Raw genomic sequence first — 25,939 nt, 5'->3', positions numbered from 1 at the left:
TGGTGTGCCCATGAAACAGTATCGGAAACATGCATTCCCGGTGGAGCAGGCGCGCCGCTTCCTCGAACCCGGGCCGGTGGTGCTGGTGAGCTCGGCCCACAAGGGCCAACGCGACATCATGACCATGGGCTGGCATATGGTGCTGGAGTTTTCGCCCTCGCTGATCGCCTGCTGCATCGCTCCCGGCAACCACAGTTTCGAACTGGTCCGGCGCAGCAAACAATGCGTGATCAATCTGCCGACCGCCGAGCTGCTCGACACCGTGATCGGCATTGGCAACAGCAGCGGTGCCCAGATGGACAAGTTCGACCATTTCGGGCTGACTGCCGTCCCCGGCCAGCGGGTTGCGGCGCCAGCCATCGCCGAGTGCTACGCCAGTTTCGAATGCCGCCTGCACGACGGGCGGCAGATCAACCGCCACGCCCTCTTCGTCTGGGAAGTGGTGAGCGCGCAGGTGGCCAGGCGGCCTGCGCTGCCCAGGACGGTGCATTACCGCGGCGATGGCCGCTTCATGCTGTCCGGCAAAGAAGTCTCGCGGCGGCGCCTGTTCGCACCTGAAATGCTCTGATGACAGCGATGCGCATGCTCATTGCGCCACCTTGCCCTGCCGCACGCTGACCTTGCCCTGCCGTACTTCGAAGGTGAACGCGAACGACAGCGTCACCGGTACCGGTTCCTCGCTGATCGCGCCGCTGCAGTCGTCCAGCGCCGCCGGCTGCGCCACGCCTGCGGCAAACGTGCACAGTGCGGCCGGCACGAACCGCCACTGCTGCAGCGTGGTACGCACCGCCTGCAGCAAATCGGCGTTGTCCGGCAGCAGACCGGCCGCGCATTCGTCGCGATCGGACATGGGGTCGACGCGCTGCACCGCGCCGTCGGCGGCCAGGATCACATGCGCGCATACGGTGGTCGGCGGCAGTGTCTGCCGTGGCGAGTCGGCCGGCAGCACCGGCGCATCGCTGCGCAGTGCGCGCGGCATCCGGAAACGCTGTGCCGGCGCCAGTGTGTAAGACCGGATGGAGCCGCCGCCTTCACCGCCCGACTGCGCGCTCAGCATGCGCTGGTCCACCGAATCTTCGCGCTGGCTGCGCTGCTGTTCCTGCACGCCCTGCGTTGCACATGCGCCGAGCGACAGCGCCAGGGCTGCAGTGCATATCGGAGTAAATCGCATCACTGCTTCTCCTGCATTGCGCAGCCTGCTGAGGCACACCCGGCAAGACGGCTGGACGCTGGCGCATCCGGGTGCGCTGCGCCGGCATCGGCAGCCGTGGACGTTTGCTCCGGCGCATCCAGTTCGAACTTCACCGGCACGCGCACCGTGGAAGCAATCGCCCTGCCATGTGCAGACGCAGGTGTCAGCCGCCACTGACGCGCTGCCTCCAGCACCGCTTGATCGAACACACCGGCCGGCGTGCTCTGCACGATGGCGATGTGCTGCGGTACGCCGCCAGGGTCGACCTCAATCTGCAGTTCGACAAAGCCCTCGATACCGCCGTCGACCGCGGCTGCCGGATACCTCGGCGGTTGCATCGTGGAAAAATCCACCGCGTTGCCCGCCGCCGGCGCCGGGTGTGCCGGCAACGCAATGCGCGCCGGCTGCACGGCCCAGGCAGCGGTGCTGATCGTCGCCGCCAGCAGCAGCACCATCACCACGCGCCAGTGCGCATGCCCGGCAGCTGCGGGTAAACCGCGCAGTGCCGCGATCCGTTGCGCCAGCGGAGGCGACGCAGCCCAATGACAGACCAGTTGCGTGCAACCGGCACCAAGCTGGGTCTTGAGCATGGCCGTGGCGTAACTGCGGCGCTTGCCCGGATGTTGCGCCAGCACGGCCGCATCGCAGGCCAGCTCCTGATCCAGCCGGAACGCACGCCAGGCCAGATGCATCAGCGGGTTGAACCAGCCGATGCAGAGCATCAGCGCTGCCAGCAGATTCGCATGCAGATCGCCGCGCCGCAGATGCATGCGCTCATGCGCCAGGATCAGCGCACGCTCATCGGCGTCGTAGCGCACGCTGAAATCGGCCGGTACCACGATGCGCGGACGCCAGAGTCCCAGCGATGCGGGAAGGCCGACATCGTGCGTGGCCGACCAGAGCCGGTGGTCGAGCCGGTGCAACGGCCCCAGGCGGCGCAGGAAGCGCCGTTGCCGCGTCCACACTCCGAACGCCATCACCACCGCGCCGCCCAGCCACGCTGCCGCCAGCCAGCTTGCCCACGCCTGGCCTTGGCCCTGCACGCTGGACAGCGCCGGCAGGGCAGTCAGCGCCGGTAACCTCGGCACCGCCACGCCGAGAGACGGGCCTGGCAACACGGCCGCCACCAGGGCCAGCGGGACGCAGGACCAGATCGCATACGCCGCGGTGGCACCCGACAGCTTGCGCAGCGGGCGACGCAGGAACAGGCAGACCAGCAGCGCGACGGTGATGTACAGCGTTGCGCGCGACACCAGGACCCAGGCCTCAGGGTTCATCGTCCAGCTCCTTGATCAGTTGTTTCAGCTCCGCGATATCGGACGCGCTGAGTTTTCCGCGCTCGCTGAAATGCGCCACCAGTGGCGCCACCCGCCCACCGAACAGGCGTTGCAGCAATCCCTCGCTCTGCTGCTGCACCCACTGCTCGCGCGTCAGCACCGGCGAGTAGAGATAGCGCCGCCCTTCTTTCACCGCGCGGATGGCGCCCTTGCCAAGCAGGCGGTTGAGCAGGGTCTTCACCGTCGGCTCGGCCCAGTTGCTGTGGGCAGCCAGCGCGGCGACCACGTCGTCGGCGCTGCGCGGCGCCGCATCCCAGAGCACCTGCATCACCACTGCTTCGGCTTCGCTGATCGGCATGCGATTACATCCGTAATTTTTATCGATTACGCATGTAAAACTTCGACCTGTCAAGCCCGTCCCAACAGCGTTGCGGCAACGGGTGCATCAACCCGGTCTTGTCGGCAGTCCGGGTAACCACCCCGCCATCGCCTCGGCTACCCTGCACCGATGACTGACCATCTAACCGACCTGCCCAGCGCTGTTGCGCACATCCTGCAACGCCTCGACGGCCCGCTACGTGTCGGCGCGCCGCTGGGCATCGGCAAGCCGCACCGGCTATTGAACGCGCTATATGCGCAGCTCAAGCACATGCCCACGCGGCCACTGGCGCTGTATACCGCGTTGTCGCTCAACCCGCCCAAGCCGGGCGCGGGGCTGGAGGCGCGCTTTGCGGCCCCGTTCATCGCGCGCCATTTCGGCGAGGATTTCCCGCGCCTTGCCTACGTCGATGACATGCTGCGCGATGCGCTGCCGGCGCATGTGCAGGTGGAAGAGTTCTACATGCAGTCCGGCGGGCTGCTGCACTCCACCCAGGCGCAGGCCGACTACACGAGCCTCAACTACACCCACGCTGCCGCGGCGGTGGCGCAGCGCGCGCCGAACCTGATCGTGCAGAAAGTGGCGCGCGAACCGGGCGGCACGCGGCTGTCGTTGTCGTGCAACAACGACATCACCCAGGACACGCTGGATGCGGTGCAGGCACTTGGCCTGCCGCGTCCCATGCTGGTGGCGGAAGTGGACACGCAACTGCCGTGGATCGGTGGCACCGCGGCGGTGGAGGAGGCCTTCTTCGACCTGGTCATCGACCTGCCCGGTCCGTCGCCGCGCCTGTTCGGCCTGCCCAGGCAACCGGTGAACAGCGTCGACTACGCCATCGGTCTGTATGCCAGCACGCTGGTCCGCGATGGTGGCACCTTGCAGATCGGCATCGGCACCCTGGCCGATGCGCTGAGCCATGCCTTGGTCTTGCGACACACCGACAACGCCACCTATCGGCGTGTGCTGCATGCGCTGGACCCGGAACTGGAACAGCACCCTGCCGTGCGCGCCAGCGGTGGCCTGGCGCCGTTCGAGACCGGCCTGTATGGCTGCAGCGAAATGCTCAATGAAGGTTTCAAGCAGCTGGTGGACTGCGGCGTGATCCGCCGCAAGGTGCACGATGATCTGCCGCTGATGCAGCGCATCGCCGACGGTGGCGCCGACGCGGCCGATCACGCGCGCCTGGCACGCGAAGGCGAGTTTCTGCACGGCGCGTTCTATCTCGGCTCGCCGGATTTCTACCGCTGGCTGCGCGATCTGGACGCGGAGACGCGCGATGCCATCGGCATGCGCCGCATCAGCCAGATCAACCAGCTGTATGGCGGCAACGAAACGCTGGAGCGCCTGCAACGCCGCGATGCGCGCTTCTTCAACTCCTGCATGATGGCCACCGCGCTCGGCGCGGCGGTGTCCGACGGGCTGGAAGATGGCCGTGTGGTCTCCGGTGTCGGCGGCCAATACAACTTCGTGGCGATGGCGCATGCCTTGCCGCAGGCGCGCAGCGCGTTGATGCTGCGGGCCACGCGCGATGCCGGGGCGCACGCAGCGAGCAATGTGCGCTGGAACTACGGGCACACCACCATCCCGCGCCATCTGCGCGACCTGTACATCACCGAGTACGGCATCGCCGACCTGCGCCACCAGACCGACCAGGACTGCGTGCTGGCGATGGCCGGCATCTGCGATGCACGCTTCCAGGACGCATTGCTGGCGAGCGCCAAGGCATCGCGCAAGCTGCGTGGCGACCCTGCATTGCCTGCGCGTGCACGACGCAACACACCGCAGGCGCTGGAACAGGCGCTGGCGCCGTTCCGTCACGATGGCAGCCTGCCCGACTACCCGCTCGGCAGCGACTTCAGCGAGGCCGAGCAGCGCGTGCTGCGCGCCCTGACCTGGCTCAAGCGCGCAACGGCCGGCAACAGCGCCAAGCTGACGACCCTCTGCCGCGCACTGCTGTCACGCGATACCGGCGATGCAAGCGGTGCCGCCGCTCTGCAGCGGATGGCACTGGATGCACCACGCAGCAGTGCAGAGCGCGTGCAGGCACGGCTGCTGGCATATGCCTTGCGGAAAACCGCAGTGCACTGAGCCGTCCGTGTCGCGAGACGCGAGGCCATGGCGCGTTTTCCGCAATATGACGCACGACGGCAACACGGCGGAAAGCCTTGCGTCAGATTTGGCCTCGATGATGGCGGGTACCTTCTTTCCGGCCTGGCTGCATGCGCTTGCTCCCCGCTGTTTCGGCGTTGAATCCACGCAATGACCGCAGAACGAAGCCATCGCGTGCGAAGCGAAGCAACATACGCAACGCTGCATGTCTTGGCTTGCTGCTGATGGCCGGCGCGACCGCGCACGCCGCTCCCCGCCTCACCGACCTGCAATACATCGGCAGCCATAACAGCTACCACGCCGGCTTCGCCCCCAGCGAAGCGACACTGCTGCAACAATTGAGTCCGGAGCTGTTCGCGGCGCTGGCTTACCGCCATCCGCCGCTGACCCAACAACTGGACGATGGCGTCCGGCAACTCGAACTGGATGTCTTCGCCGACGCCAACGGCGGCCTCTACGCACACCCGGCCATCGTCGCGGAGGTTGCCAAGGCCGGCTTGCCACCCGCAGCGCCAAGCGCACCCGCCGGGGTCATGGACAAACCGGGCTTCAAGGTCATGCATGTGCAGGATGTGGACCAGCGCAGTACCTGCCAGCCGTTGATCGCCTGCCTGCAGGAAGTGCGCGCGTGGTCGATGCAGCATCCCGGACATGTTCCGATCTTCATCCTGCTGGAAACCAAGCAGGCGCCGATGCAACTGGCCTTTCCGACCGTGCAGCCGGAGCCGTTCGATCCGGCGGCGATGGATGCATTAGATGCCGTGCTGCGCTCGGTGTTTCGACCCGGCGAGTACCTCAGCCCCGATCAGGTGCGTGGCAGCGCAGCCACGCTCAACGCCGCGGTGCGTGCGCACGGCTGGCCGTCGTTGGACCAGGCACGCGGCAAGGTGGTGTTCCTGCTGGACCAACGTGCGGCCGGTGCCAGCTACCTGCCCGGGCATCCGTCGCTGCGCGGACGCGTGTGCTTCACCAATGCCGTGCCTGGCCAAGACGATGCCGCGTTCACCGAACTCAATGATGGCCCCGCCGAGACGATCACCCAGCTGGTGAAAGCCGGCTATCTGGTACGCACGCGGACCGACGCAGACCTGAAGGAAGCGCTGCGACACGACACCACCCGCCGCGACCGCATGCTGGCCAGCGGCGCGCAGTTGCTCAGCACCGACTTCCCCGCACACGAGCCGGCCGGCAACGGTTATGTGGTGCGTTTCGACGGCGATGCCGTCGCACGCTGCAATCCGCAGCTGGCGCAGGCGCACTGCACGGGCGTCGACCTCAGGCATTGAGTCGCGATCGCGATCGTCGTCGCAATCCCGGCCCCAAGCACAGCGCTGTCGCAAAGGAAGGCGTCGGCGACGCACGCCCGTACCCGCGTCACGAGGGCCGGGCACCCCACGTTCTCCAACCACGCGAGACAACTGCATGCAGCACCCCCGCTCCATCCATCGCCTGACCTGCGCCATCGCGCTGGCGCTGTCAGCCCCTGCGTTTGCCGAGACGCCGGAGCCCGCCACCACCACGCTGGATTCGGTGAACGTGCAGGCCAAGCACGCCGCCACACCGGGATCGCTCAACGAACAGCGCCTGTCCAGCAACGTCAACAGCGTGATGAGCAAGCAGCAGATCGATGCGATCCCCTCGGGCGGCATCGCCGATGTCGTGTCGCATATGCCGGGCCTGTCGGCATACAGCGACATGCATCTGGGCCAGGCCACCACCGGCGAAAACGCCTACGTCAGCATTCGCGGCATGGACGCCAGCTACAACGCCTACACGCTCAACGGCTTCGGCATGCCGGAAACCGATTCGTCGACCCGTGCGATCTCCTTGAACATGCTGGCGCCGTTCGGCATCCAGTCGGTGCAGGTGTCCAAATCCCCCACGCCCGACATGCCCGGCGATTCGATCGGCGGCGCGATCGACATGCGCACGCCCAATGCCTTCGACTTCGGCCAGGATCTCTACGCCAAGAGCACCGCGCGGGGCCAGTTCAACGCGCTGGCTTCGAAGCTGGGCGGCAAGCACACCGGCGGCACCTTCCAGCAGGAGCTGGCCTGGAAATTCGGCGATGGCCATGCCTTCGGCCTCTACGCATCGGCGTATTACGGCAAGAACAACAACATGGCGCAGGCGCCGGCGCCCAACAGCAAGTACCTGCCGGCCGATCCCGCATTGGCCACTGCAACCGACCTGCGCGATGTCGGGCCGTTGATCAGCACTCGCTACAAGTACAGCCTCTACACCAGCCAGATCGAGCGCTACGGCGGCAATCTCTCGCTGGATTGGCAAGGCGACAACAGCGCGCTGTATGCGCGTGCCATCTACGGCAGCTATGGCGTCACCGGACAACAGGACCAGTCCAGCGCGCGCCTGGAAACCTATCGCAACCAGCCCACCGCGGTGCGCGGCGGCTATTTCAACACGCACGATATCGACGAAAAACTGGCGACGCTGCAGCTGGGAGGCCAGACCACGCTGGAGCGCTTGCGCTTCGACTACGGCAGCTCGGTCGGTCGCGGCACCCGCAGCCGTCCAGACTACGTGTCGGCCAGCCTGTATGGCTTTACGCCCGGCAGCTTCGCCTTCGATCTCAGTAACCCGCGCTATCCCAGCATCGCGCCGAGCACGCCTGCCCTGCAGGACTTCTTCTACAACCTGGATTCCTCGTTGTTGTGGAAGGTGCAGGGGCATGACGCCGGCAGCCACGACAACCGCATCAACGCGCACACCGATATCACCTACCAGGTCGATGGCGATGTGCTGGACAGCGTCAAGCTCGGCCTGTCTGCCGACCACTCCGATCGCGGCGCCTACGATCACCCGTTCTTCCACAAGGACGGCAACTTCGTCACCAACGGGCCTTACTTTGGTGGTCCCAACTACGCCTTCCCCACCGCCGGCGGGCCAGCGCTGAGCGCGATCCCGGGCCGCGTCACCTACAACGCCTTCGATGGCCGCTACGCCGGCCCGTTCAAGCTGCTGGATCGAAACTGGATGCTCGCGCAGGCGCTGCCCTACAAGTACGTCAACGATCCCAACGGCGCCGGTGTCTATACCGCCAACGACTACAACGCCAACACCACCTCCAGCACCGAGGCGATCTATTCCGGTTATGCGATGGCCGCGCTGCATGTCGGCTCGGTGAGCGTGCTGCCCGGCGTGCGCTACGAGCTGACACGCTATTCGGCACAATCCTGGCAGTCCAGCGGCGACGGCAGCACCGGCAGCTTCGTCGGCACCGCCAGCACCTACGGACAGGTGTTGCCGGGCATCAGCGTCAACTATCGCCCGGATGATCTCACCGTCTACCGCGCCTCGTTGCGCCGCAGTTTCAGCCGCCCGGCATTCGGCCTGATTTCCGGCGAAACGGTGTACACCATCGATGACACCCAGCAGGTGGTGGGCATCTCCAAGCCCAATCCCGACCTGCATCCGAGCAAGGCCGACAACGCCGATCTCTCTGCCGAATTCTACGACCACAGCGGCGGTGTGCTCAGCGCATCGACCTATTACAAGCGCATCACTGGCTTCATCTACACCTCGCAATCGGCCACCAGCAACGACAACACGCTGGGCGGGCTGGTACCGACCGGCACCACCTTCGAAAACGGCGTGCCGGTGACCATGCCGCAGAACGGCGGCACCGCAACCATCTACGGACTGGAGCTGGCAGCGAACAAACGCTTGCAGGATTTGCCGGGACTGTGGAGCAACGTTGGCGTCAGCGCCAACCTCACGCTGCAGCACAGCCAGGCGGACAGCAAACGCAGCGATCAACCGGAAAAGACCTGGCTGCCGCGTGCACCCGAGCGCATCTACAACCTGGATCTGTTCTACGACGATACGCATCTACGCACCGACCTGAGCTACAACTACACCGGCCTGCAATTGCTTGGGCTGACCAGCGACCGGCTCAACTATTACCTGCAACCGGTCAAATCGCTGGACTTCACTGCGACCTATCATCTGCCGCACCACGTCGATGTGGGGGTGTCGGCCAAGAACCTGCTCAATGCCGCCACGTTCTACGAAACCCAGGGCAGGTCCAAGCGCTACATGGCCTACGACTCCGGTGCCGACGGCGCCTATGTGCAGACCGGGCGGGTGTACATGCTGACCTTGGGCTACACCTACTGACGGCGGATCGGCAGACAGCTGCGGCGCGATGTCTGCCGCTGCAGGGACCGGGTTTGCACTGCTCTCGAATCGATCGCCTGACTGACACCCGGGCGATCGATTGCTGCATCGTGCACGACGCACGCCATCGCCGGGGAGAAACCCAGCCAGGCGGACGCATCGCATCGACAGGCACGCGGAAGAGAAATCACAGATATCCACGCACGCTTCGCATCGGAACTGCGTCGTCAGTCAGTCCCGGTGCAGCCATTTCACACAGACCACGCAGGCGGCTCGGGCAAGGTGCGCGCATGCCTCTTTTGGACCTGCTCATGCCACCACGCATCCACGCTCGCACCTGCTTGCTCGCCCTCGCTCTGGGCACCTCCCTGTCCGCACTGGCGCAAGCGCCGCAGCCCGCCGCCGCACCTGCCCCGGCAGCAACGCCCGCTGCGACCGTCGTGCCGACTGGTCCGCGCTCGGACCTGCATGCGCAGGTGTTGCTGGATCGTGCGCATTTCTCGCCGGGACAGATCGATGGCGAGCGTGGCTCCAATCAACAGCGCGCCGTGTCGGGATTTCAGGCTGCACACAAGATCAAGGTGACCGGCGAGCTGGATGACGCCACCTGGCAGGCCTTGCAGGCCGACAGCACGCCGGCGCTGGTGCAATACACGCTCACCGATGCCGATGTGGCCGGACCGTTCCAGCCGATTCCGAAGGGACCGGCCGAACAGGCCAAGCTGACGTCACTGGGCTATACCTCTGTGGACGAGGCGCTGGGCGAACGGTTCCATGCCGCGCCGGAGCTGCTGCGCCAACTCAACCCCGGCGTGGACTTGAACAAGGCCGGCGGCGTGATCCAGGTGCCGAACATCGACGGTGTCCCGCCGTTGGCCAAGCCGGCCAAGCTGGTGGTCGACAAGTCCGAATCGACGCTGCGCCTGTTCGATGCCGACGGCAAGGTGTATGCGCAGTTCCCGGTGTCTTCAGGCAGCAAGCACGATCCGCTGCCGATCGGCCGCTGGAAGGTGCTGGGCGTCGCGCGCGATCCGGTGTTCAAGTACAACCCCAAGCTGTTCTGGGACGCGAAGAAGGGCGACCAGAAGGCCACCCTGCCCTCCGGCCCGAACAATCCGGTTGGCCGCGTGTGGATCGATCTGTCCAAACCGCATTACGGCCTGCATGGCACGCCGGAACCGGGCCATGTCGGCAAGACCGAATCGCATGGCTGCGTGCGCCTGACCAACTGGGACGTGGTCAACCTGGCCAGCGTGGTTGGCCCGTCCATGCCGGTGGTGATGCAGGAGTAAGCATGAAACTGCTGATGATGCTGGTGGTGGGCGTGTTGCTCGGTGCGGCCGGTTATTGGTGGCTGGAACGCGAGGCGCCGCAGGCGGCGGTGGCACCCACTTCTGCCACTGCGTCTGCGGTGGCAGCGCAGGCCCAAACGGCAAGCGCTGGTGTAGCGGCATCCTCCGCTACTGCACCGGCTGCCGCTACACCGGACGTTGCCACGTCGCCCTCTACCGGAACGGCAGGTGCCGCAGACGCGCCAGCCGTGGCGGCATCCGCGCCCTCGCCTGACGCTGCAAGTGCAGGTAGCGGCCTGCTGATTCCGGTGCAAGGCATCAGCAGCGGCCAGCTGCAGAATACGTTTACCGACGCACGCAGCGAAGGCCGCGTGCACGATGCCATCGACATTCTTGCGCCGACCGGCACGCCGGTGATTGCGGTGGCAGACGGTACGGTCGAGAAACTGTTCAACAGCGAACGCGGCGGCCTGACCATTTATCAATTCGACCCGGCCGGGACGTACTGCTACTACTATGCGCACCTGGAGCGCTATGCCGACGGTCTGGCGGAAAAGCAGTCGATCAAGCGCGGCCAGATCATCGGCTACGTCGGCAGCACCGGCAATGCCGATCCTGCCGCGCCGCATCTGCACTTCGAGATCCATCGCCTGGGACCGGAAAAACAATGGTGGAAGGGAGAGGTCTTGAATCCCTATCCCGTGTTGCATGGCGATCAACCCCTGCAGTGATGCACGACGTGGCGATGCAGTCAGAGGCCTGCGCGTGATGCGCAGGCCTTCGCATTTAGATCAACATCCCGCCCGATACCTCGATGCGCTGCGCATTGATCCACCCCGTCCCCGGCGCAAGTAACGCAGCAACCACCGGCCCGATATCGTCCGGCAGTCCTGGCCGTCCCAGCGCCGTGACCGACGACACCATCGCGTTGACCTGTGCGTTATCGCGTACGGTCCCGCCGTTGAAGTCCGTTTCGATCGCACCCGGCGCCAGCGTATTGGCGCGAATGCCGCGCGCCCCCAGTTCCTTGGCCAGATAACGGGTGAACACTTCCACGCCGCCTTTCATCATCGCGTAAGCCGATGCACCGGGCAGCGCGAAGCGTGCCAGGCCACTGGACACATTGAGGATGCGTCCGCCATCGGCGATCAGCGGCAACAGCGCCTGGGTCAGGAAATACGGCCCCTTGAGATGGAGGTTGACCAGTGCGTCGAACTGCGCCGGCTTGGTGTCGGCGATGGCCGCGTGCAGCCCGGTGCCCGCGTTGTTGACCAGCGCATCGAACTGCGTGCGATCCCAACCGGCCAGCACCTGCTTCAACTGCGCGGCGAATGCCGCAAACGACGCGGTGTCGGCAACATCCAGCGGTAGTGCCTGCGCGCGGCGGCCGAGCTGGTGGATCTGCGCGACCACCGCAGCCGCCTCATCTGCCTGGCTGCGGTAGGTCAGCACGATATCGCTGCCGTCTGCAGCGAGCGCAAGCGCGGCATTGCGGCCCAGGCCGCGGCTGCCGCCGGTAATCAGGGTGATCGGTGTGGTGGTCGACATGGATGGACTCCGGTGCGTGTTGCATGCGATGTGGAGCGATCAACAAACCAGCCGTGATCGCGAGACGGGCGTGACAGCGCCTGACCGTGCCAAGACTATTGCGCTTGCCGCACCGCATAAATCAGTCCAACCTGATTGCACCGTTCAAGAACCTCGACCAATCGATGGACACCCTGGAGTCGCTGCGCGCCTTCCTGCGCGTTGCCGAGCTCGGCAGCTTTACGCGTGCCGCCGACACGCTGGGGCTACCCAAAGCCAGCGTCTCCACCGCCGTACAGCGGCTCGAAGCCTCGCTCGGCACGCAACTCCTGCATCGCACGACGCGTCGCGTGCAACTCACCGGCGACGGCACCGCGTTCTACCAGCGCAGCCGCGACCTGCTCGACGACATGGAGGAGTTGCAGAGCATGTTTCAGCGCGAACGCAGCCAGCTGCGTGGGCGCCTGCGGGTGGATATGTCCTCCGGCATCGCGCGCACATTCGTGATTCCCGCATTGCCCGGGTTCCTGGCGCAGCACCCGCAGCTGGAAGTGGAAATCAGCGGCACCGACCGGCGTGTGGATGTGGTGCGCGAAGGCTTCGATTGCGTGGTGCGCGTAGGCACGCTCGAAGACACCAACCTGGTCGCACGGCCGCTCGGTGCGTTCCGCATCATTAGCTGCGCCAGTGCCGGCTACCTCGCACGACGGGGCATGCCGCAGCGCCTGGACGATCTGGCACGCCACGACCTGGTGCATTACGTGCCGACGCTGGGCCAGCGCTCGCCCGGCTTCGAGTACCACGACGGACACGCCTACCAGCTGCTGCCGATGTGCGGGCCGGTCACGGTCAACAACGGCGATGCCTATCTCGCTGCGGCATTGGCGGGCCTGGGCATCATCCAGGCGCCGGCCAGCCCGCTGCGTCCGTATCTGGACAGCGGCGCACTGATCGAAGTGCTTGCCGACCTTGCATCGGAACCGATGCCGGTCACGCTGCTCTACGCGCAGCGTCGCCACCTGCCGCAACGCGCGCGTGCGTTCATGGACTGGGTTGCAGAGGTGATGGCGCCGCATCTGGAGCCGTTGCAGCCCTAGCCCGCCGTGGATGCGATTGCGGCACGTCGGCGCGCATACGCGTGTGGAAGCGGCCCTGCAGCACGCCGACGCTGGCGGGACAGGCCATCAGCGCCTTGCGCACCAGATCGATTCCACTGAAGCACACCAATCCCTGCATGCAGCGCAGGCAGTGCAATACGCGCAACAGACCGAGGATCGGCCTGCAGGCTACAGACAAGAAAACAGGCACCTGTTGCGAGGTGCCTGCATCGTTGCAGTGGCAGGCCAGGCGCTGAAAGCGCGCCCGGCCTGGTCAGCGATCAGAACGTGTAGTTGAAGGTCAGCATGCCGTTGCGCGATGCGCCCCATGCGCCATAGCCACCGTTGAACTGCGCGTAGTAGCGCTTGTCGAGCAGGTTGTCGACGTTGAGCTGCACCGAGAATTGCGGCGACAGACGGTAGCGCGCGAAGGCGCTGACCAGTGCGTAGGCGCCTTGCTGGAAGGTGCCGTAGGCCGGGTCCACGTAGTACGAGCGGTTCTGCCAGCTGACGCCGCCGCCCACGGTCAGATCGCTCCACGCACCCTGCGGGGTGTAGCTGTTGAACAGCTTGAGGGTGGTGCGCGGCAGATGCGTGTTGATCGAGGTGCCGTTGTCATCGCGGGCGGTGTAGTGCGAGGCGCCGAAGGTGGTGTTCCAGCTCTCGGTCACCCGCCCGGACACCTCGAAATCGAAGCCTTCGCTGACCACGCCGTTGGCGGCCTGATACGCCGATTCACTGCTACCGGGCACGAAGCCGCCGGTGGCCACGCCCAGGTTGTCCTGCTCGATGCGGAACACCGCCAGCGAGGCATTGAGCCTGTCGTCGAACCACGCGGCCTTGACGCCGGCCTCGTAGCCCTTGCCGCTCAACGGATCCAGGTAGCCGCCATTGGCATCGCGCAGGGTCTGCGGATTGAAGATTTCGGTGTAGCTGACGTAGGTCGACCACACGTCGTTGATATCGTAGACCAAGCCGGCGTACGGGGTGACTTCAGTCTGTGTGTCGGAAAACGGCACCAGGCGTTGCGTGATCGAATCGAAGTTGCGGCCATCGATCTGCCAATCGGTATAGCGCGCACCCACCAGCAGCGTCAGCGGATCTGCCAGCGAGAAGCGTGCAGCCACATAGGCGGCCTTCTGCTTGATGGTGCCGTCGCTCTGCACCGTGCGTGGGCTCCAGTTGGGTTCCGGGTACGCGCCGGTCCAGCCGAAGTAGCTGTCAAGTGCCGCCGGGAAATCGAAGGTGCCGTTATTGACGTACTCGCGGCGGTTGTAGCTGGCGCCGGCGACCAGCTGATGCTCGCGGCCGAACAGCTGGAACGGGCCTTCGGCATAGACATCGGCACCATCGGCCTTGCGCTCGGTCAGGTAGTTGCCCGAGTACGGCACCACGCCGCCGCCGGTGGCACGGTCGAACCCGAAGATCGTATAGAACGGATAGAACAGGTGATTGGCCGCTTCGGTCTTCTCGTGGCTCAGATTGGCCTTGATGGTCCAACCGTTGTCGAAGCTCTGCTGCAGGCTGGCGAAGGTGCGCTGCAGGCGCGTGTCCCAGAACGTCCAGTCGGCTGCCGGGTTGAACGAACGATCGTAGCTCGTGCGGGTGCCATCGCTGTAGAACAGCGGGAAGCCGCCCCAGGTGACATCGTCCGATTCCTTCTTCTGGTACTCGTAACCCACGCTCAGCAAGGTGCTGTCGGTGAGGTCGGCGTCGATGATGGCCGAGCCGATCTTCTTGCGCAGGTTGTAGCGGTCCATGTCCGACTCGCCGTCCTGGTACACGCCGATCACCCGTGCGCGCACGTTGCCGCTGGGGCTGAGCGGCACGGTGACATCGGCCACGCTGCGGGTCTTGTTGAAATCGCCGCCACCCACCGACACGGTGCCGGTGAAGTCGCGACTGAGCGCATGCTTGCGCACCAGGTTGATCGAGGCCGACGGATTGCCCGAGCCGGTGAGCAGGCCGGTGGCGCCACGCACCACTTCGACGCGGTCGTACAGCGCCACGTCCAGCGCCGAGTCACCGTAGCTCCAGGCCTGCTCCATGTAGGCCGGGATGCCGTCGAACTGGTAGTTGTCGATGTAGAAGCCGCGTGCGTAGAACTCCAGCCGCTCGCTGTCGCTCTGCGCCACCGAGATGCCGGTGACGTTGTTGAGCACGTCGGTGATGCTCTGCAGGTTCTGGTCGTCCATGCGGTCGCGGGTGATCACGGTCACCGACTGCGGAATCTCCCGCAACGACAGGTCCATGCGCGTGCCGGCGGTGGTCTTCTCCACCGTGTAGCCCTTGGCCTGTTCCCCCTGCACGATCAGCCGGTCCAGCGTGGTGACCTCGGCATCGGGGGCGGCAGCAGGCGTCTCGGCCAGCACCTGGCCGGCGGCCATGGTGCACAGCGCGGCCAGCAGCGCGCGCGGCAGGACATGGCGACGCGCGCCCACGGAAGCAAGACGCAATTCGGTACTACGGATCATCGGGGACTCCAACGCAGACAGGTCAGACCACGCGCTGCGAAGACGCCGCGCCGGCAACAGGGGGGAGGAACGCTGTGCCGGACCACCGGCAGCGCGCCATTTTAATGGGAATGATTCACATTTTAAACAGCCGGATTGACATTTTTTTAGCATTCGCTTGACACAAGCGAGCGCTACCTGGCTGTGGGACCCGCAGATCGATCTGCATCCCCGCCGTCCGCCATCGCCATAGCGATCCACCAGCGCAGACCGGATCCGGCCGTCCCGAAGGAGAGCAACACGACCTGTTTCGATGGACTGTCTGCCCAGACCAGGCAACCTCGTGTTACCACGCATCGGGCACGATCCCAATCCGCCGATGCGGGATGCGCAGTTACAGGCGCTGACAAGGATCGCGCATCAGCGCTGGCCGACGACGCGCACTGACGCGTGCAATGGGTCCGTTGCACGATGCCCCCCTTCGCGCACGAGCCCCACAAAAAAAGCCGGCTTTCGCCGGCTTTCTTCAGGCAATACGCAAGGCCTTACAGCGCCTTGGCCGCCGCAACCACATGCTCGGCGGTGATCTTGAAGTACGCGTACAGCTGATCCGCCGGTGCCGAGGCGCCGAAGGTATCGATGCCGACCACGTCGCCATCCAGGCCCACGTACTTGCGCCAGAAACCGGTCACGCCCGCTTCCACCGCCACGCGCTTGCGCACCGCATTCGGCAGCACCGACTCGCGATAGGCCGCATCCTGGCGATCAAACACATCGGTCGACGGCATCGACACCACGCGCGTCTTCAGGCCGGCCGCGTCCAGGGTCTGCTTGGCTTCCACCGCCAACCCGACTTCCGACCCGGTGGCGATCAGGATCACGTCCGGCACGCCGCCTTCGGCCTCGGCCAGCACATAGCCACCGCGTTCGATCAGCTTGAGCTGCGCGTCGCTGCGCGGCTGGTGCTGCAGGTTCTGGCGGCTGAACACCAGGCAGCTCGGGCCGTCCTTGCGGGTGATGGCGGCCTTCCAGCTCACCGCCGATTCCACCGCATCGCCCGGGCGCCACACATCGTTGTTGGGGATGTAGCGCAGCGAGGCCAGGTGTTCCACCGGCTGATGGGTCGGGCCGTCTTCGCCCAGGCCGATCGAGTCGTGCGTGTACACATGGATGGCGTGGGCCGGATTCAGCGCACTCATGCGCACGCCGTTGCGGGCGTAATCGCTGAACACCAGGAAGGTGGCGTCGAACGGAATGAAGCCGCCGTGCAGCGCCAGGCCATTGGCAATGGCGGTCATGCCGAACTCGCGCACGCCGTAGTAGACGTAGTTGGCATTCGGGTCATCGGTAGCCACCGACTTGCTGGCCTTCCACAAGGTCAGGTTGGAATGCGCCAGATCGGCCGAGCCGCCGATCAGTTCCGGCAGCAACGGCGCAAACGCTTCGATCGCCAGCTGCGAGGCCTTGCGCGAGGCGATGGTCTGGCCGTCCTGCTGCGCCTTGGCGATATAGGCATCGGCCTGGGCAATGAAGTCGGCCGGCAGCTCGGCATGCGAGCGGCGGGTCAGCTCGGCAGCTTCTGCCGCATACTGCTTGCCGTACTTGTCGAACAGCTGCTCCCACTCGGCCTGACGCAGGGTGCCGGTGCCGTTGGCGCGCCAGCCAGCATAGATCTCCTCGGGAATCTCGAACGGGCCGTACGGCCATTCCAGCGCCTTGCGTGCGCCCTCGAGTTCTTCCTTGCCCAGCGGTGCGCCATGCGAGGATTCCTTGCCGGCCTTGCTCGGCGCACCGAAGCCGATCTTGGTGCGGCAGCAGATCAGCGTGGGCTTGTCGGTATTGTCCAGCGCAGTCTCGATGGCGCCCTTGATCTTCTCGGCGTCATGTCCGTCCACATCGCGGATCACATGCCAGCCATAGGCCTCGAAACGCTCCGGGGTGTTGTCGCTGAACCAGCCGGCGGTGTTGCCGTCGATGGAGATCTGGTTGTTGTCCCAGAACGCGACCAGCTTACCCAGGCCCCAGGTGCCGGCCAGCGAGGCGGCTTCGTGGGAAATGCCTTCCATCATGCAGCCATCGCCCATGAACACCCAGGTGCGGTGGTCGACGATTTCCAGCTCCGGGCGGTTGTAGCGCTGCGCCAGCAACTTCTCGGCCAGCGCAAACCCGACCGCATTGGCAAAGCCCTGCCCGAGCGGGCCGGTGGTGGTCTCCACCCCAGGGGTTTCGCTGCGCTCGGGATGGCCAGCGGTCTTGCTGTGCAGCTGGCGGAACTGCTTGAGCTGCTCGATCGGCAGGTCGTAGCCGGACAGGTGCAGCAGCGCGTACTGCAGCATCGAGCCGTGGCCGTTGGACAGCACGAAACGGTCGCGGTTGAACCACTGCGGGTTGTTCGGGTTGTGCCGGAAGAAATCGTTCCACAGCACTTCGGCAATATCGGCCATGCCCATCGGCATGCCGGGATGGCCGGATTTGGCGGCTTCGACCGCATCGGCGGCGAGAAAACGGATGGCGTTGGCCAGCTGGCGGCGGGTGGGCTGGGTCATGGGCGTCTATGGAAGCGGAGGGGAACACCGCTGGAAGCGGAGACGCTTATTCTCCCACAGAGCGCGTTAGGGGGATGGGGAGTCGGGAATGGAGAATTGGGAATGGGGAATCGGATGCAGTGTTGCAGGTTGGCCGCTATCGCTGCTCGCACCGCAACTCTTGCCCCCGGTGTGGCATGACATCCCATTACACGTACCGATCGCAACAGCCCGCTTTACCCATTCCCGATTCCCAATTCCCTATTCCTCGCCCTTGGCGACCAGGGTCGTCAGCGCCAGATCGCCGGTCACGTTCAACGCCGTCCGGCACATGTCCAGGAAGTGATTGACGCCCAGGATCATGCCGATGCCGACCGGGTTGACCCCGACCATCGCGCAGATCAACGCCACCACCGGCAGCGAGCCGGAGGGTACGCCAGCGGTGCCGATGCCGCCCAGGATGCACACCAGCATCACCATGAACTGCTGGCCCAGGCTCAAGTCCACGTTGAAGAACTGCGCCAGGAAGATCACCGTCACCCCTTCGAACAAGGCGGTGCCGTTCTGGTTGGCGGTCGCGCCCACGGTCAGCACGAAGCGCGACACCCGCGGCGGCAGGCCCATCTCGTCGGCCACGCGCAGGGCGGTCGGCAGGGTGGCGTTGCTGGAGGCGGTGGAGAACGCCATCATCGTGGCCTCCTGGGTCTGCCGGAAGAAGCCGATCGGCGAGCGCCCGGCGAACTTCACCGCCAGCCCGTAGCTGACCACCATGTGCAGGCCCAGCGCCAGCACCACCACGCCCACGTAAGCGCCCAGACGGATCAACAGATCGAAGCCGAACAGCGCGGCCAGGTTGAACATGAAACAGGCCACCGCATACGGCGCCAGCCGGATCACCAGGCCGATCAGGGTCATCGAGATTTCGAAGATGCCTTCGATGCCGCGCTTGAGCGTGGACACTTTTTCATCGGCGGTCAGCACCATGCCCACGCCGAACATCACCGCAAAGAACATCAGCGACAGGATCGCACCGTTGCTGGACGCCGCAGCGATCACGTTGCTGGGCACGATCGACAACAGCATGTCCATGCCCTGCGGCTGGGTGCCGGAGCTGGAGATGATTTCGCGGGTGCGCTCGGCGTTCTGCTGGATCAACTGGTTGGCCAGTTGCGGATCCACGCCCGCGCCAGGCTTGAGCACATTGACCAACACCAGCCCCAGCAACACCGCCACGCCGGACAGCACGATGGTGTAACCCAGGGTGCGCCACCCCACCCGCCCGAGCGCGCGGATGTCGCCCATTTCGGAAATGCCCATCACCAATGCCGAAAACAGCAACGGCACGATCAGCATGAAGATCAGATTGAGGAAGATCTGCGAGAACGGAGTGGTGACGTACCTGGTCACCATACGCACCCAATCGGCATCGCTGCCGGCCAGGTAGTAGACCGCCAGACCCAGCAGCAGACCGACGGCGAAGCCAATGCCCATCTTCCAATGCAGGGGCAGGCCCGGGCGGCGCGCGGCGGGGGATGCAGTCATCTGGTCAGGCCTTGATCTGGACACAAGCCCCGGAGCTTAACAAACGCCATCGACGCGGCCACCTACCCGGCCGGCCGCCATGCGCCCGCCCGAGGGTAGGTATTCCTCACGACATCGGGTGATGCAGCCGTTGGAGCGGGCGAGGCCCCTGCGACCAGCCCGCGGATCAGCCGCGCTGCAAGTACTCTGTCCGCAGTGCCCAGGCCTCATCGGGACGCGACGCGTAAAGCAACGAATCCATCGACCCAGGGCGTCATCTAGTCGCGCCAGGATGCGTGAATCAAAAGCCCGGTGAATCGAGGCCGCGGTGCCCTCACCGCACCAGGAAGTTAGTCGGCTGCTTTATTGAAAGCGTTTCGCTCGGCTTGCGCGGGGAGCTGATCGGACGCAACGTGATTCGAACAACGCACGCCATGCCCTGCTTGTAACTGCGCACACCGACCATCTGAACTGATCATTGCGCGCCCACCGTCGCGGGACCTTACGCGGCATGGATGCCGCGTAAGAGCCTACAAGGACGTACTTGCGGCGTGTCCCGCGATGGTGGGCGGGCAATGGCCCCGCAGCCAACTCGCAGCGTCAAGGGCTCGGTGGCGGCATCCATGCCGCCACACGGTCCCGCAAGCGGCGAGGGCACCGCACCAGACAATTGGTCGGGGCTCATCTAAAAAGCTGTCTGTCATGCGGCAAGCATCGGACGTGGCGTCGACGCTTCACGTCGAACGAGGTGCATCCAGCACCGCTCTTCCATGCACACCGACCAACTCGACAGGTCCTTGCCCGCCCACCGTCGCGGGACCTTACGCGGCATGGATGCCGCATAAGAGCCTACATGGACGTACTTGCGGCGTGTCCTGCGATGGTGGGCGGGCAAGGGCCCCGCAGCCAACTCGCAGCGTCGAGGGCGCGGTGCCCTCACCGCTTGCGGGACACGCCGTGAACCCGTCCCTGGGGCCCGGTGGCGGCATCCATGCCACCACACGGTCCCGCAACCGGCGAGGGCACCGCACCAGGAAGTTAGCCGGCCGCTTTATTGAAAGCGTTTCGCTCGGCTTGCGCGGGGAGCTGATCGGACGCAACGTGATTCGAACAACGCACGCCATGCCCTGCTTGTAACTGCGCACACCGACCATCTGAACTGGTCATTGCCCGCCTACCGTCGCGGGACCTTACGCGGCATGGATGCCGCGTAAGAGCCTACAAGGACGTACTTGCGGCGTGTCCCGCGATGGTAGGCGGGCAAGGGCCCTGCAGCCACGCCGCAGACCAAACGCCTTGCCTTGAAAACCGCCTTTCTTTAAGTAGCACAGCTTAAAGAACCAGCTGCACCCGCAGTCAGCGCGTCAAAACGAGGCGCAGCACGCTGGCTATCCAGGACCTGTCCACCGCTGCCAATGCAGCGACACCGATCAAGGCGCCGGCGGATACAGCGGCGCCAATACCTCCGGCTCCGCAGCGGTGGCGTGCCGCCAACGCGGCCCCTTGGCGAAGGCCTCGCGCAATGCCGAACGTGCACTGCTCACGTCACCATCGCCGCCCCAGCGGGCGCGCTGCATCTGCGCCACCGCCGCGCGCTGCGCCGGGTCGCTCAACGCGGCCAGCACGCTGTCGATGTCGGAAACGCCGGCCATGCCACATAGCACCGCGGCCACATCGTCCATGCCGCCGGTGTCGAGCGCGCGTCGCAATTCGGCCACACCGTGGGTCACACGCCGGCCGGGCGCAGCTGCATCGCCGGCATTGAGCACCGGCGCGCCGTGCGCACCGCCGCGACGCCGTGACAAGGCCCACACCAGGGTGGCAATCCACAGCAGCGCAAAGCCCATCGCCGCAGCGATCCAGCCCCACGGCCGTTGCGTGGCCGCCGGTTGCTGCAGGCTCAGCGTGCTGGCCGCAGGCGTGGTCGCCGGGTTACCCGGCGACGGACTGGCTGCTGGCGCGGGCGCCGCATCCAGCGTCAGATCCGGCAGCGAGGCCGTCTTGGCCGCCGCCGCGCCCACATCCCACCATGCCACCTGCAAGCCGGGCACCACCAGCGGACCGGCGCGGTTGGGCACGATCGAATAGCGGCGGGTCAGCCGCAGCTGCGGCGAGCCATCCACGAAGCGTTCTTCGTACTGCGCCGGCTCGGCGAACACCTGCGCGTCGGGCACGCTCGGAGTCGGCAACTCCGGGAACTGCGCCTGGGTGGCGCCGCGCGCGCTGGCCTCCACCACGATCTGCGCCGCTTCGCCGGCGGTGGCGCGCTGCGGCGTGGTCGTATACCGCAGCTGCAGGCTGCGCAACGGCAACCACGGCTGCGGCGCATTGGCCGGTTGTGCACGGACCTGCAGCGGGATGCTGGCGCTACGCGCGCTCAGCTCGCCATTGCCGCGACCGAAGTAATCGTCGAAGAAGCCCCCGACCGAACGACCGTTGAAGCGCGCCGACGGCAACACCAGGCGACCGCTGCGCTCGGGCACCAGTAGGTAACGTCGTTCGACCACGTTGTATTGGCGATTGTTGAGCACCTTGACCGAACTGACGTCATCGCCGATGCGCTGCAGCGATGCACCATCGGGCGCTTCCAGATCCAGCTCGCCGGACGCCAGCTGCGTGGCGAAATACAGCCGCACCACCACGCCCACACTTTGCTGCACATAGGGCTGCGGATCGTCCACCTGCGTCTGGACAAACGCATCCTCATTGCCTTGCGCCGCAGCTGCTGCGCCGGGCGCGCTGCTGCCGGCATCGCTTGCCGAAGCACCCACCTGCAACCGCAACGGTTCGGTGCGCTCGTTACCGACGCGGATCGCCGGCACGATCAGCTCGCCGCTCTTGCGCGGCGTCAGCACCACACCGAACAGCGCGCGCACCGTCACCGACCCATTGGTCACCTGCATCTGCTGGTTGGCGCTCTTGGCCCCCAGGGTGAAATCGTTGCGCAAGGGCGTGTAATCCGGATCGACACCGCGTTGATCGGTTTCTATGTTCAACATCACCACGTCGCCGGCATTGGCGCTGTCGCGGTCCAGCCACGCGCGCGTGACGGCACCCACCGGTGCACAGGTGAGCAGCATCACGCAGGTCAACATGCCGATCGCCGCGCGACGCAAATGGTGTGTGCCGATCATCGTCCGTCCCGTTGCCTGCGTTCGTGTTCCAGCCTGAATTTGGTGCGCAACAAACTGCCCGGATCATCCGGCACCCGCCGCAGCCAGGCATCCACCGCCTGGCGCTGTTCGCGTTGCTCCGGCGTCTCGTCCGCCGCCGCTGCGGCGGCCTGCTTGCCGTCTGCATCGGCGCTCTTGTCACCGGCCTGCGCCATCGCCTGCTGCATCTTTTGCCGCTGCGCGGCGTCGGCCTGCTGCTGCGCCTTGGAGTCGGCCGATTGTGGCGCCGCGTCCTGCTTGCTCTGCTCGCCCTGGCCGTTTTTGGACTGCTGGTTCTGCGAGGCTGCGTCCTGCGGCGTCTGCGCAGACGGCTGGTCCTTGCCATCCTGCTTGCCTTGCCCGTCCTGGCCAGGCGTCGGGTCGTCCTGCGCGTTCTGCCCGGACTGATTCTGGCCGGCGCTGTTCTTGTCGGCCTGCTTCTGGTCCTTGGACTGGCCCTTGCCGTCCTGGTCTTTCCCATCCTTGTTGTTCTGCTGCTGACGCTTGCGCGCCGCATCCACCGCCGCACGATTGGCGATGGCGTCGGGCTGATCCGGGTGTTGCTTGAGCGCGCGATCGTAAGCCGCAATCGCTTCGTCGTACTGGCCCTGCCTGGCCAGCGCATTGCCGAGGTTGTACAGCCCCTCATCGGTGGGCACCTCCTCGAATGCTTTTTGTGCTGCGGCGAAATCGCCCTTGCGATAGGCCTGCACGCCGGCATCCAGGCGTTGCTGCTGCACCTGGTCGGCGCGTTGCCACAAGGTGCCGTCGGCAGCATGCGCGGGCTGGGCCAGCGGCAACACGCACACCAGGGCCAGGACCGCCACAACCGCACGCCGCCGGAACGCCAGCAGTGTCAGCAGCATCACCGGCAGCAGCAGCCAGTAACCTTCATCCAGCCAGGTCTTGCCGCCAGTGGATTCGGCGGTTTCATCGGCCAGCGGCTGTTGCGCCGGATCGAGCACGCCCAGCGCACGCAGGTCCGCATCGTCGGCAGTGATACGCGCATAGCGACCACCGCCCTGCCCGGCAAGGTCGCGCAGGCTGCCCTCATCCAGCCGTGTCTGCGCAATCTCACCGGTCATGGTGCGATAGGCGGCGCCGCGCTCGCTCCCCACGCCGAGCGCGGACACGCTGAATCCACGCGAGCGCGCCAGCCGTGCAGAACTCGAAGCCGCACGGTCGGCACTGTCGCTGACCAGCAGGATCTCGCCTTGCTTGAAGCCGGCCTGCAGCAGCAACTGCGTGGCCGCATCGATTGCCGCATCGGCGCGCTTGCCGTCCACCGGCATCACCGATGGCGACAGCGCATCCAGGAACAACGCCACGTTGGCCGTGTCATCGGTCAACGGTGCAACGGTGAAGCTCTCGCCCGCATAGACCAGCAGTGCGACTTCGCCACCGGCCCGCTTGCGCAACAACGTGGCCAACTTGGCACGCGCCTGCAGCAGGCGCGAGGGCGGCAGATCGTTGGCAGTGATGCTGGACGACAGGTCCAGCGCCACCACCAACGGCATGCTGGAGTGATACACCGGCCGCTCGGTCTGCCGCCAGCTCGGCCCGGTCATCGCCAGCACCGCCAGCGTATAGGTCAGCGCAGCCAGCACGAATCCCAGCCATCCACGCCGACTGCCGGACACCAGCAGGGTCGGCAGCAGGTGTGCATCCACACTTTGCCGCCAGACATCGGCATCGCGTCGACGCAGCTGCCACAGCACCGCCGCCGGCACGATCGCCAGCAGCGCCCAGAGCAGACGCGGGCGCAACAGATGCAGCGACTGCAGCCAGCCAGCCAGTTCGGTCAGCGCGTTCATCGCCATCTCCGCGGCAACACGTAGGCCAGCAGCGCAATCATGATCGCAGCGCCCAACGGCCAGTAGTAACGTTCCACGCGCGGCTGCACCGACGGACCAAGCGCCTTGACCGGTTCCAGCCGATCCAGCTCGGCATAGATGCCGGCCAGCTCTTCGGTATCGCGCGCACGGAAGAAGCGCCCACCGGTTTGCGCGGCGATCTTGCGCAAGCCGTCTTCGTCGATATCGTCATTGCCCGTGGCCGGAATCGGCACACCGAACAACGAATAGCCGCCATTGCCGCCAAAGGCAATCGTATGCACCCGCACGCCCTGGGCCTTGGCAAGCTCGGCGGCCTTGAGCGGATTGAGCACGCCTGCGGTGTTGACACCATCGGTGAGCAACACCACCACGCGCTGGCCCTGCTTCTGCTCGCGCAGCCGTTTGACCGACAATGCGATCGCATCGCCGATCGCCGTTTCGCGCCCGGCCAATCCCACCACGCTGTCGGCCAGCTGGTCGCGCACGGAGGTCAGGTCGGCGGTCAACGGCGTCAACGCGTACGCCCGCTGACCAAATACCAGCAGACCGACCCGGTCGCCGTCGCGACGATCCAGAAAGTCCGACAACACCGCCTTGGCGGCGGTCAGGCGGTCCACCACCTTGCCGCCGAGCACCATGTCCGGCTCGCTCATGCTGCCGGACAGATCCACCGCCAGCATCATCTGGCGTGCCTCGCGCGGCGGCTGGATCACATCGCCCAATTGTTGCGGGCGCGCCAGCGCAGCGCACAGGAAGAACCAGCCCAGCCACGCCAGCCAGCGCGGCACCCGCAGCACCGGTGCACTCTTAGCCTGCGCAACCGCCTGCAATTGGTCGGCGTAAGGCACGCGCAGTGCCGCCGTATCGGCGCGGCGCTGCGGCCAGAACCACATCAGCAACGGCAGCGGCATCAACCACCATGCCCACGGCCATGCGCAGTGCGCCAGCGCATCCTGCCATTGCGACCACTGCAGCCAGTTCATCGCCGGCCTCGCATCAAACCCAGAAAGCGCTGCCGTGCCAGTGCCTGCACCGTATCCAGATCGATCACCGTCGGCGTACGTTGAAAACCACCGTCCAGCAGCGCGCGACCCGGTCCCTGCGAAAAGGCCCGCGTCTTACTTTTGCGCCCATCCAGAAACTGCAGCCATGCCTCGCCCTGCAGGCGGTCTGCCTGCGCATCGACGCTGCGCGCTGCGCGACGCAGCAATATCGACAACGCTGCCAGGCGCTGTGCGGGAGTTGTTGCGCGCTGCAGTTCGGCATCGAATGCCGCCAGCCACAGACGCTGCCGCTGACGGCGGCGCCACCACCACCAGCCGACCGTGCCAAGCACCAGCACCACCGCCGTAATCACCAGCCACCAGCCCGGCGCCAGCGGCCACCACGACGGTGACGGCGGCAGATGGACATCGCGCAGCGGCAGCGATTGCGGTGCCATCG

18 protein-coding genes are annotated in these 25,939 nt (G+C 65.8%); 7 read left to right on the top strand and 11 right to left on the bottom strand.

The features are described from left to right. The first annotated feature begins 10 nt into the window (after positions 1–10). A complete protein-coding gene (locus tag EO141_RS17120) occupies positions 11–568 on the top strand; it encodes a flavin reductase family protein (RefSeq protein WP_119131037.1) in 558 nt (185 codons plus the stop codon). 18 nt (positions 569–586) lie between these two features. Here EO141_RS17120 and EO141_RS17115 read toward each other — a convergent pair whose 3' ends face one another. From EO141_RS17115 to EO141_RS17105, 3 genes are read right to left on the bottom strand one after another with little or no spacing between them, the layout of a single operon-like run. Next, on the bottom strand, positions 587–1,171 hold the full coding sequence (locus tag EO141_RS17115; RefSeq protein WP_127169783.1) for a hypothetical protein: 585 nt from the start codon (positions 1,169–1,171) through the stop codon (positions 587–589). Then, positions 1,171–2,469: a TonB family protein gene (locus tag EO141_RS17110; RefSeq protein ID WP_127169767.1), complete on the bottom strand. Its 1,299-nt coding sequence runs from the start codon at positions 2,467–2,469 to the stop codon at positions 1,171–1,173. Before EO141_RS17110 ends, EO141_RS17115 begins: the two co-directional genes overlap by 1 nt. Then, positions 2,459–2,827, bottom strand: a complete 369-nt coding sequence (locus EO141_RS17105; RefSeq protein WP_164739266.1) for a BlaI/MecI/CopY family transcriptional regulator — start codon at positions 2,825–2,827, stop codon at positions 2,459–2,461. Before EO141_RS17105 ends, EO141_RS17110 begins: the two co-directional genes overlap by 11 nt. Before the next feature lie 150 nt (positions 2,828–2,977). Between EO141_RS17105 and EO141_RS17100 the strand changes: the two genes are divergently transcribed. The 5 genes from EO141_RS17100 to EO141_RS17080 all read left to right on the top strand — a co-directional run bounded on the left by EO141_RS17100 (position 2,978) and on the right by EO141_RS17080 (position 11,117). Further along, on the top strand, positions 2,978–4,936 hold the full coding sequence (locus tag EO141_RS17100) for an acetyl-CoA hydrolase/transferase C-terminal domain-containing protein (protein ID WP_164739265.1): 1,959 nt from the start codon (positions 2,978–2,980) through the stop codon (positions 4,934–4,936). A 245-nt stretch (positions 4,937–5,181) separates the two neighbouring features. Further along, positions 5,182–6,243 (top strand): phosphatidylinositol-specific phospholipase C1-like protein, encoded by a 1,062-nt coding sequence (locus EO141_RS17095; RefSeq protein WP_127169765.1) that lies wholly within the window; start codon positions 5,182–5,184, stop codon positions 6,241–6,243. A 136-nt stretch (positions 6,244–6,379) separates the two neighbouring features. Continuing rightward, complete coding sequence (locus EO141_RS17090) at positions 6,380–9,094, top strand: TonB-dependent receptor (RefSeq protein ID WP_127169764.1); 2,715 nt, start codon at positions 6,380–6,382, stop codon at positions 9,092–9,094. A 368-nt stretch (positions 9,095–9,462) separates the two neighbouring features. Then, the gene (locus EO141_RS17085; protein ID WP_184650477.1) at positions 9,463–10,386 is read left to right on the top strand and encodes a L,D-transpeptidase; all 924 of its coding nucleotides are present in this window, start codon (positions 9,463–9,465) and stop codon (positions 10,384–10,386) included. A gap of 2 nt (positions 10,387–10,388) precedes the next feature. Further along, positions 10,389–11,117, top strand: a complete 729-nt coding sequence (locus tag EO141_RS17080; protein ID WP_127169762.1) for a M23 family metallopeptidase — start codon at positions 10,389–10,391, stop codon at positions 11,115–11,117. Between the two features lie 55 nt (positions 11,118–11,172). On the opposite strand, the gene EO141_RS17075 is transcribed toward EO141_RS17080, so the two are convergent. Then, positions 11,173–11,934 (bottom strand): SDR family oxidoreductase, encoded by a 762-nt coding sequence (locus tag EO141_RS17075; RefSeq protein WP_127169761.1) that lies wholly within the window; start codon positions 11,932–11,934, stop codon positions 11,173–11,175. Between the two features lie 98 nt (positions 11,935–12,032). Between EO141_RS17075 and EO141_RS17070 the strand changes: the two genes are divergently transcribed. Further along, positions 12,033–13,010, top strand: a complete 978-nt coding sequence (locus EO141_RS17070; protein ID WP_164739270.1) for a LysR family transcriptional regulator — start codon at positions 12,033–12,035, stop codon at positions 13,008–13,010. A gap of 281 nt (positions 13,011–13,291) precedes the next feature. Here EO141_RS17070 and fhuE read toward each other — a convergent pair whose 3' ends face one another. From fhuE to EO141_RS17030, 7 genes are all read right to left on the bottom strand, one after another. After that, positions 13,292–15,484: a ferric-rhodotorulic acid/ferric-coprogen receptor FhuE gene (fhuE, locus tag EO141_RS17065; protein ID WP_127169760.1), complete on the bottom strand. Its 2,193-nt coding sequence runs from the start codon at positions 15,482–15,484 to the stop codon at positions 13,292–13,294. Positions 15,485–16,008: 524 nt separating this feature from the next. After that, positions 16,009–18,009 carry a transketolase gene (tkt, locus tag EO141_RS17060; RefSeq protein WP_127169759.1) on the bottom strand — a complete coding sequence of 667 codons (2,001 nt, stop codon included), beginning with the start codon at positions 18,007–18,009 and terminating at the stop codon, positions 16,009–16,011. 240 nt (positions 18,010–18,249) lie between these two features. Next, positions 18,250–19,530 carry a dicarboxylate/amino acid:cation symporter gene (locus EO141_RS17055; RefSeq protein ID WP_206514816.1) on the bottom strand — a complete coding sequence of 427 codons (1,281 nt, stop codon included), beginning with the start codon at positions 19,528–19,530 and terminating at the stop codon, positions 18,250–18,252. Between the two features lie 1,409 nt (positions 19,531–20,939). After that, positions 20,940–22,643 (bottom strand): BatD family protein, encoded by a 1,704-nt coding sequence (locus EO141_RS17045; RefSeq protein WP_127169757.1) that lies wholly within the window; start codon positions 22,641–22,643, stop codon positions 20,940–20,942. Beyond that, positions 22,640–24,475 carry a tetratricopeptide repeat protein gene (locus tag EO141_RS17040; RefSeq protein WP_164739264.1) on the bottom strand — a complete coding sequence of 612 codons (1,836 nt, stop codon included), beginning with the start codon at positions 24,473–24,475 and terminating at the stop codon, positions 22,640–22,642. The genes EO141_RS17045 and EO141_RS17040 overlap by 4 nt, the downstream gene beginning before the upstream one ends. Further along, the gene (locus tag EO141_RS17035; RefSeq protein ID WP_104584793.1) at positions 24,472–25,479 is read right to left on the bottom strand and encodes a VWA domain-containing protein; all 1,008 of its coding nucleotides are present in this window, start codon (positions 25,477–25,479) and stop codon (positions 24,472–24,474) included. Before EO141_RS17035 ends, EO141_RS17040 begins: the two co-directional genes overlap by 4 nt. Then, on the bottom strand, positions 25,476–25,937 hold the full coding sequence (locus EO141_RS17030) for a DUF4381 domain-containing protein (protein WP_119131480.1): 462 nt from the start codon (positions 25,935–25,937) through the stop codon (positions 25,476–25,478). Before EO141_RS17030 ends, EO141_RS17035 begins: the two co-directional genes overlap by 4 nt. Positions 25,938–25,939: the final 2 nt, after the last annotated feature.

It is taken from the genome of Xanthomonas sp. BRIP62415 (genome assembly GCF_003993515.1).
Taxonomy (GTDB): Bacteria; Pseudomonadota; Gammaproteobacteria; order Xanthomonadales; family Xanthomonadaceae; genus Xanthomonas; species Xanthomonas euroxanthea.
This window is presented reverse-complemented; position numbering and strand designations above follow the sequence as displayed.

Bases quoted from the DNA above. Each gene is read 5' to 3' on its own strand.
- EO141_RS17120 (WP_119131037.1), top strand. From the start codon at position 11: ATGAAACAGTATCGGAAACATGCATTCCCGGTGGAGCAGGCGCGCCGC.
- EO141_RS17115 (WP_127169783.1), bottom strand. From the start codon at position 1,171: ATGCGATTTACTCCGATATGCACTGCAGCCCTGGCGCTGTCGCTCGGC.
- EO141_RS17110 (WP_127169767.1), bottom strand. From the start codon at position 2,469: ATGAACCCTGAGGCCTGGGTCCTGGTGTCGCGCGCAACGCTGTACATC.
- EO141_RS17105 (WP_164739266.1), bottom strand. From the start codon at position 2,827: ATGCCGATCAGCGAAGCCGAAGCAGTGGTGATGCAGGTGCTCTGGGAT.
- EO141_RS17100 (WP_164739265.1), top strand. From the start codon at position 2,978: ATGACTGACCATCTAACCGACCTGCCCAGCGCTGTTGCGCACATCCTG.
- EO141_RS17095 (WP_127169765.1), top strand. From the start codon at position 5,182: ATGGCCGGCGCGACCGCGCACGCCGCTCCCCGCCTCACCGACCTGCAA.
- EO141_RS17090 (WP_127169764.1), top strand. From the start codon at position 6,380: ATGCAGCACCCCCGCTCCATCCATCGCCTGACCTGCGCCATCGCGCTG.
- EO141_RS17080 (WP_127169762.1), top strand. From the start codon at position 10,389: ATGAAACTGCTGATGATGCTGGTGGTGGGCGTGTTGCTCGGTGCGGCC.
- EO141_RS17075 (WP_127169761.1), bottom strand. From the start codon at position 11,934: ATGTCGACCACCACACCGATCACCCTGATTACCGGCGGCAGCCGCGGC.
- fhuE (WP_127169760.1), bottom strand. From the start codon at position 15,484: ATGATCCGTAGTACCGAATTGCGTCTTGCTTCCGTGGGCGCGCGTCGC.
- tkt (WP_127169759.1), bottom strand. From the start codon at position 18,009: ATGACCCAGCCCACCCGCCGCCAGCTGGCCAACGCCATCCGTTTTCTC.
- EO141_RS17055 (WP_206514816.1), bottom strand. From the start codon at position 19,530: ATGACTGCATCCCCCGCCGCGCGCCGCCCGGGCCTGCCCCTGCATTGG.
- EO141_RS17045 (WP_127169757.1), bottom strand. From the start codon at position 22,643: ATGATCGGCACACACCATTTGCGTCGCGCGGCGATCGGCATGTTGACC.
- EO141_RS17040 (WP_164739264.1), bottom strand. From the start codon at position 24,475: ATGAACGCGCTGACCGAACTGGCTGGCTGGCTGCAGTCGCTGCATCTG.
- EO141_RS17035 (WP_104584793.1), bottom strand. From the start codon at position 25,479: ATGAACTGGCTGCAGTGGTCGCAATGGCAGGATGCGCTGGCGCACTGC.
- EO141_RS17030 (WP_119131480.1), bottom strand. From the start codon at position 25,937: ATGGCACCGCAATCGCTGCCGCTGCGCGATGTCCATCTGCCGCCGTCA.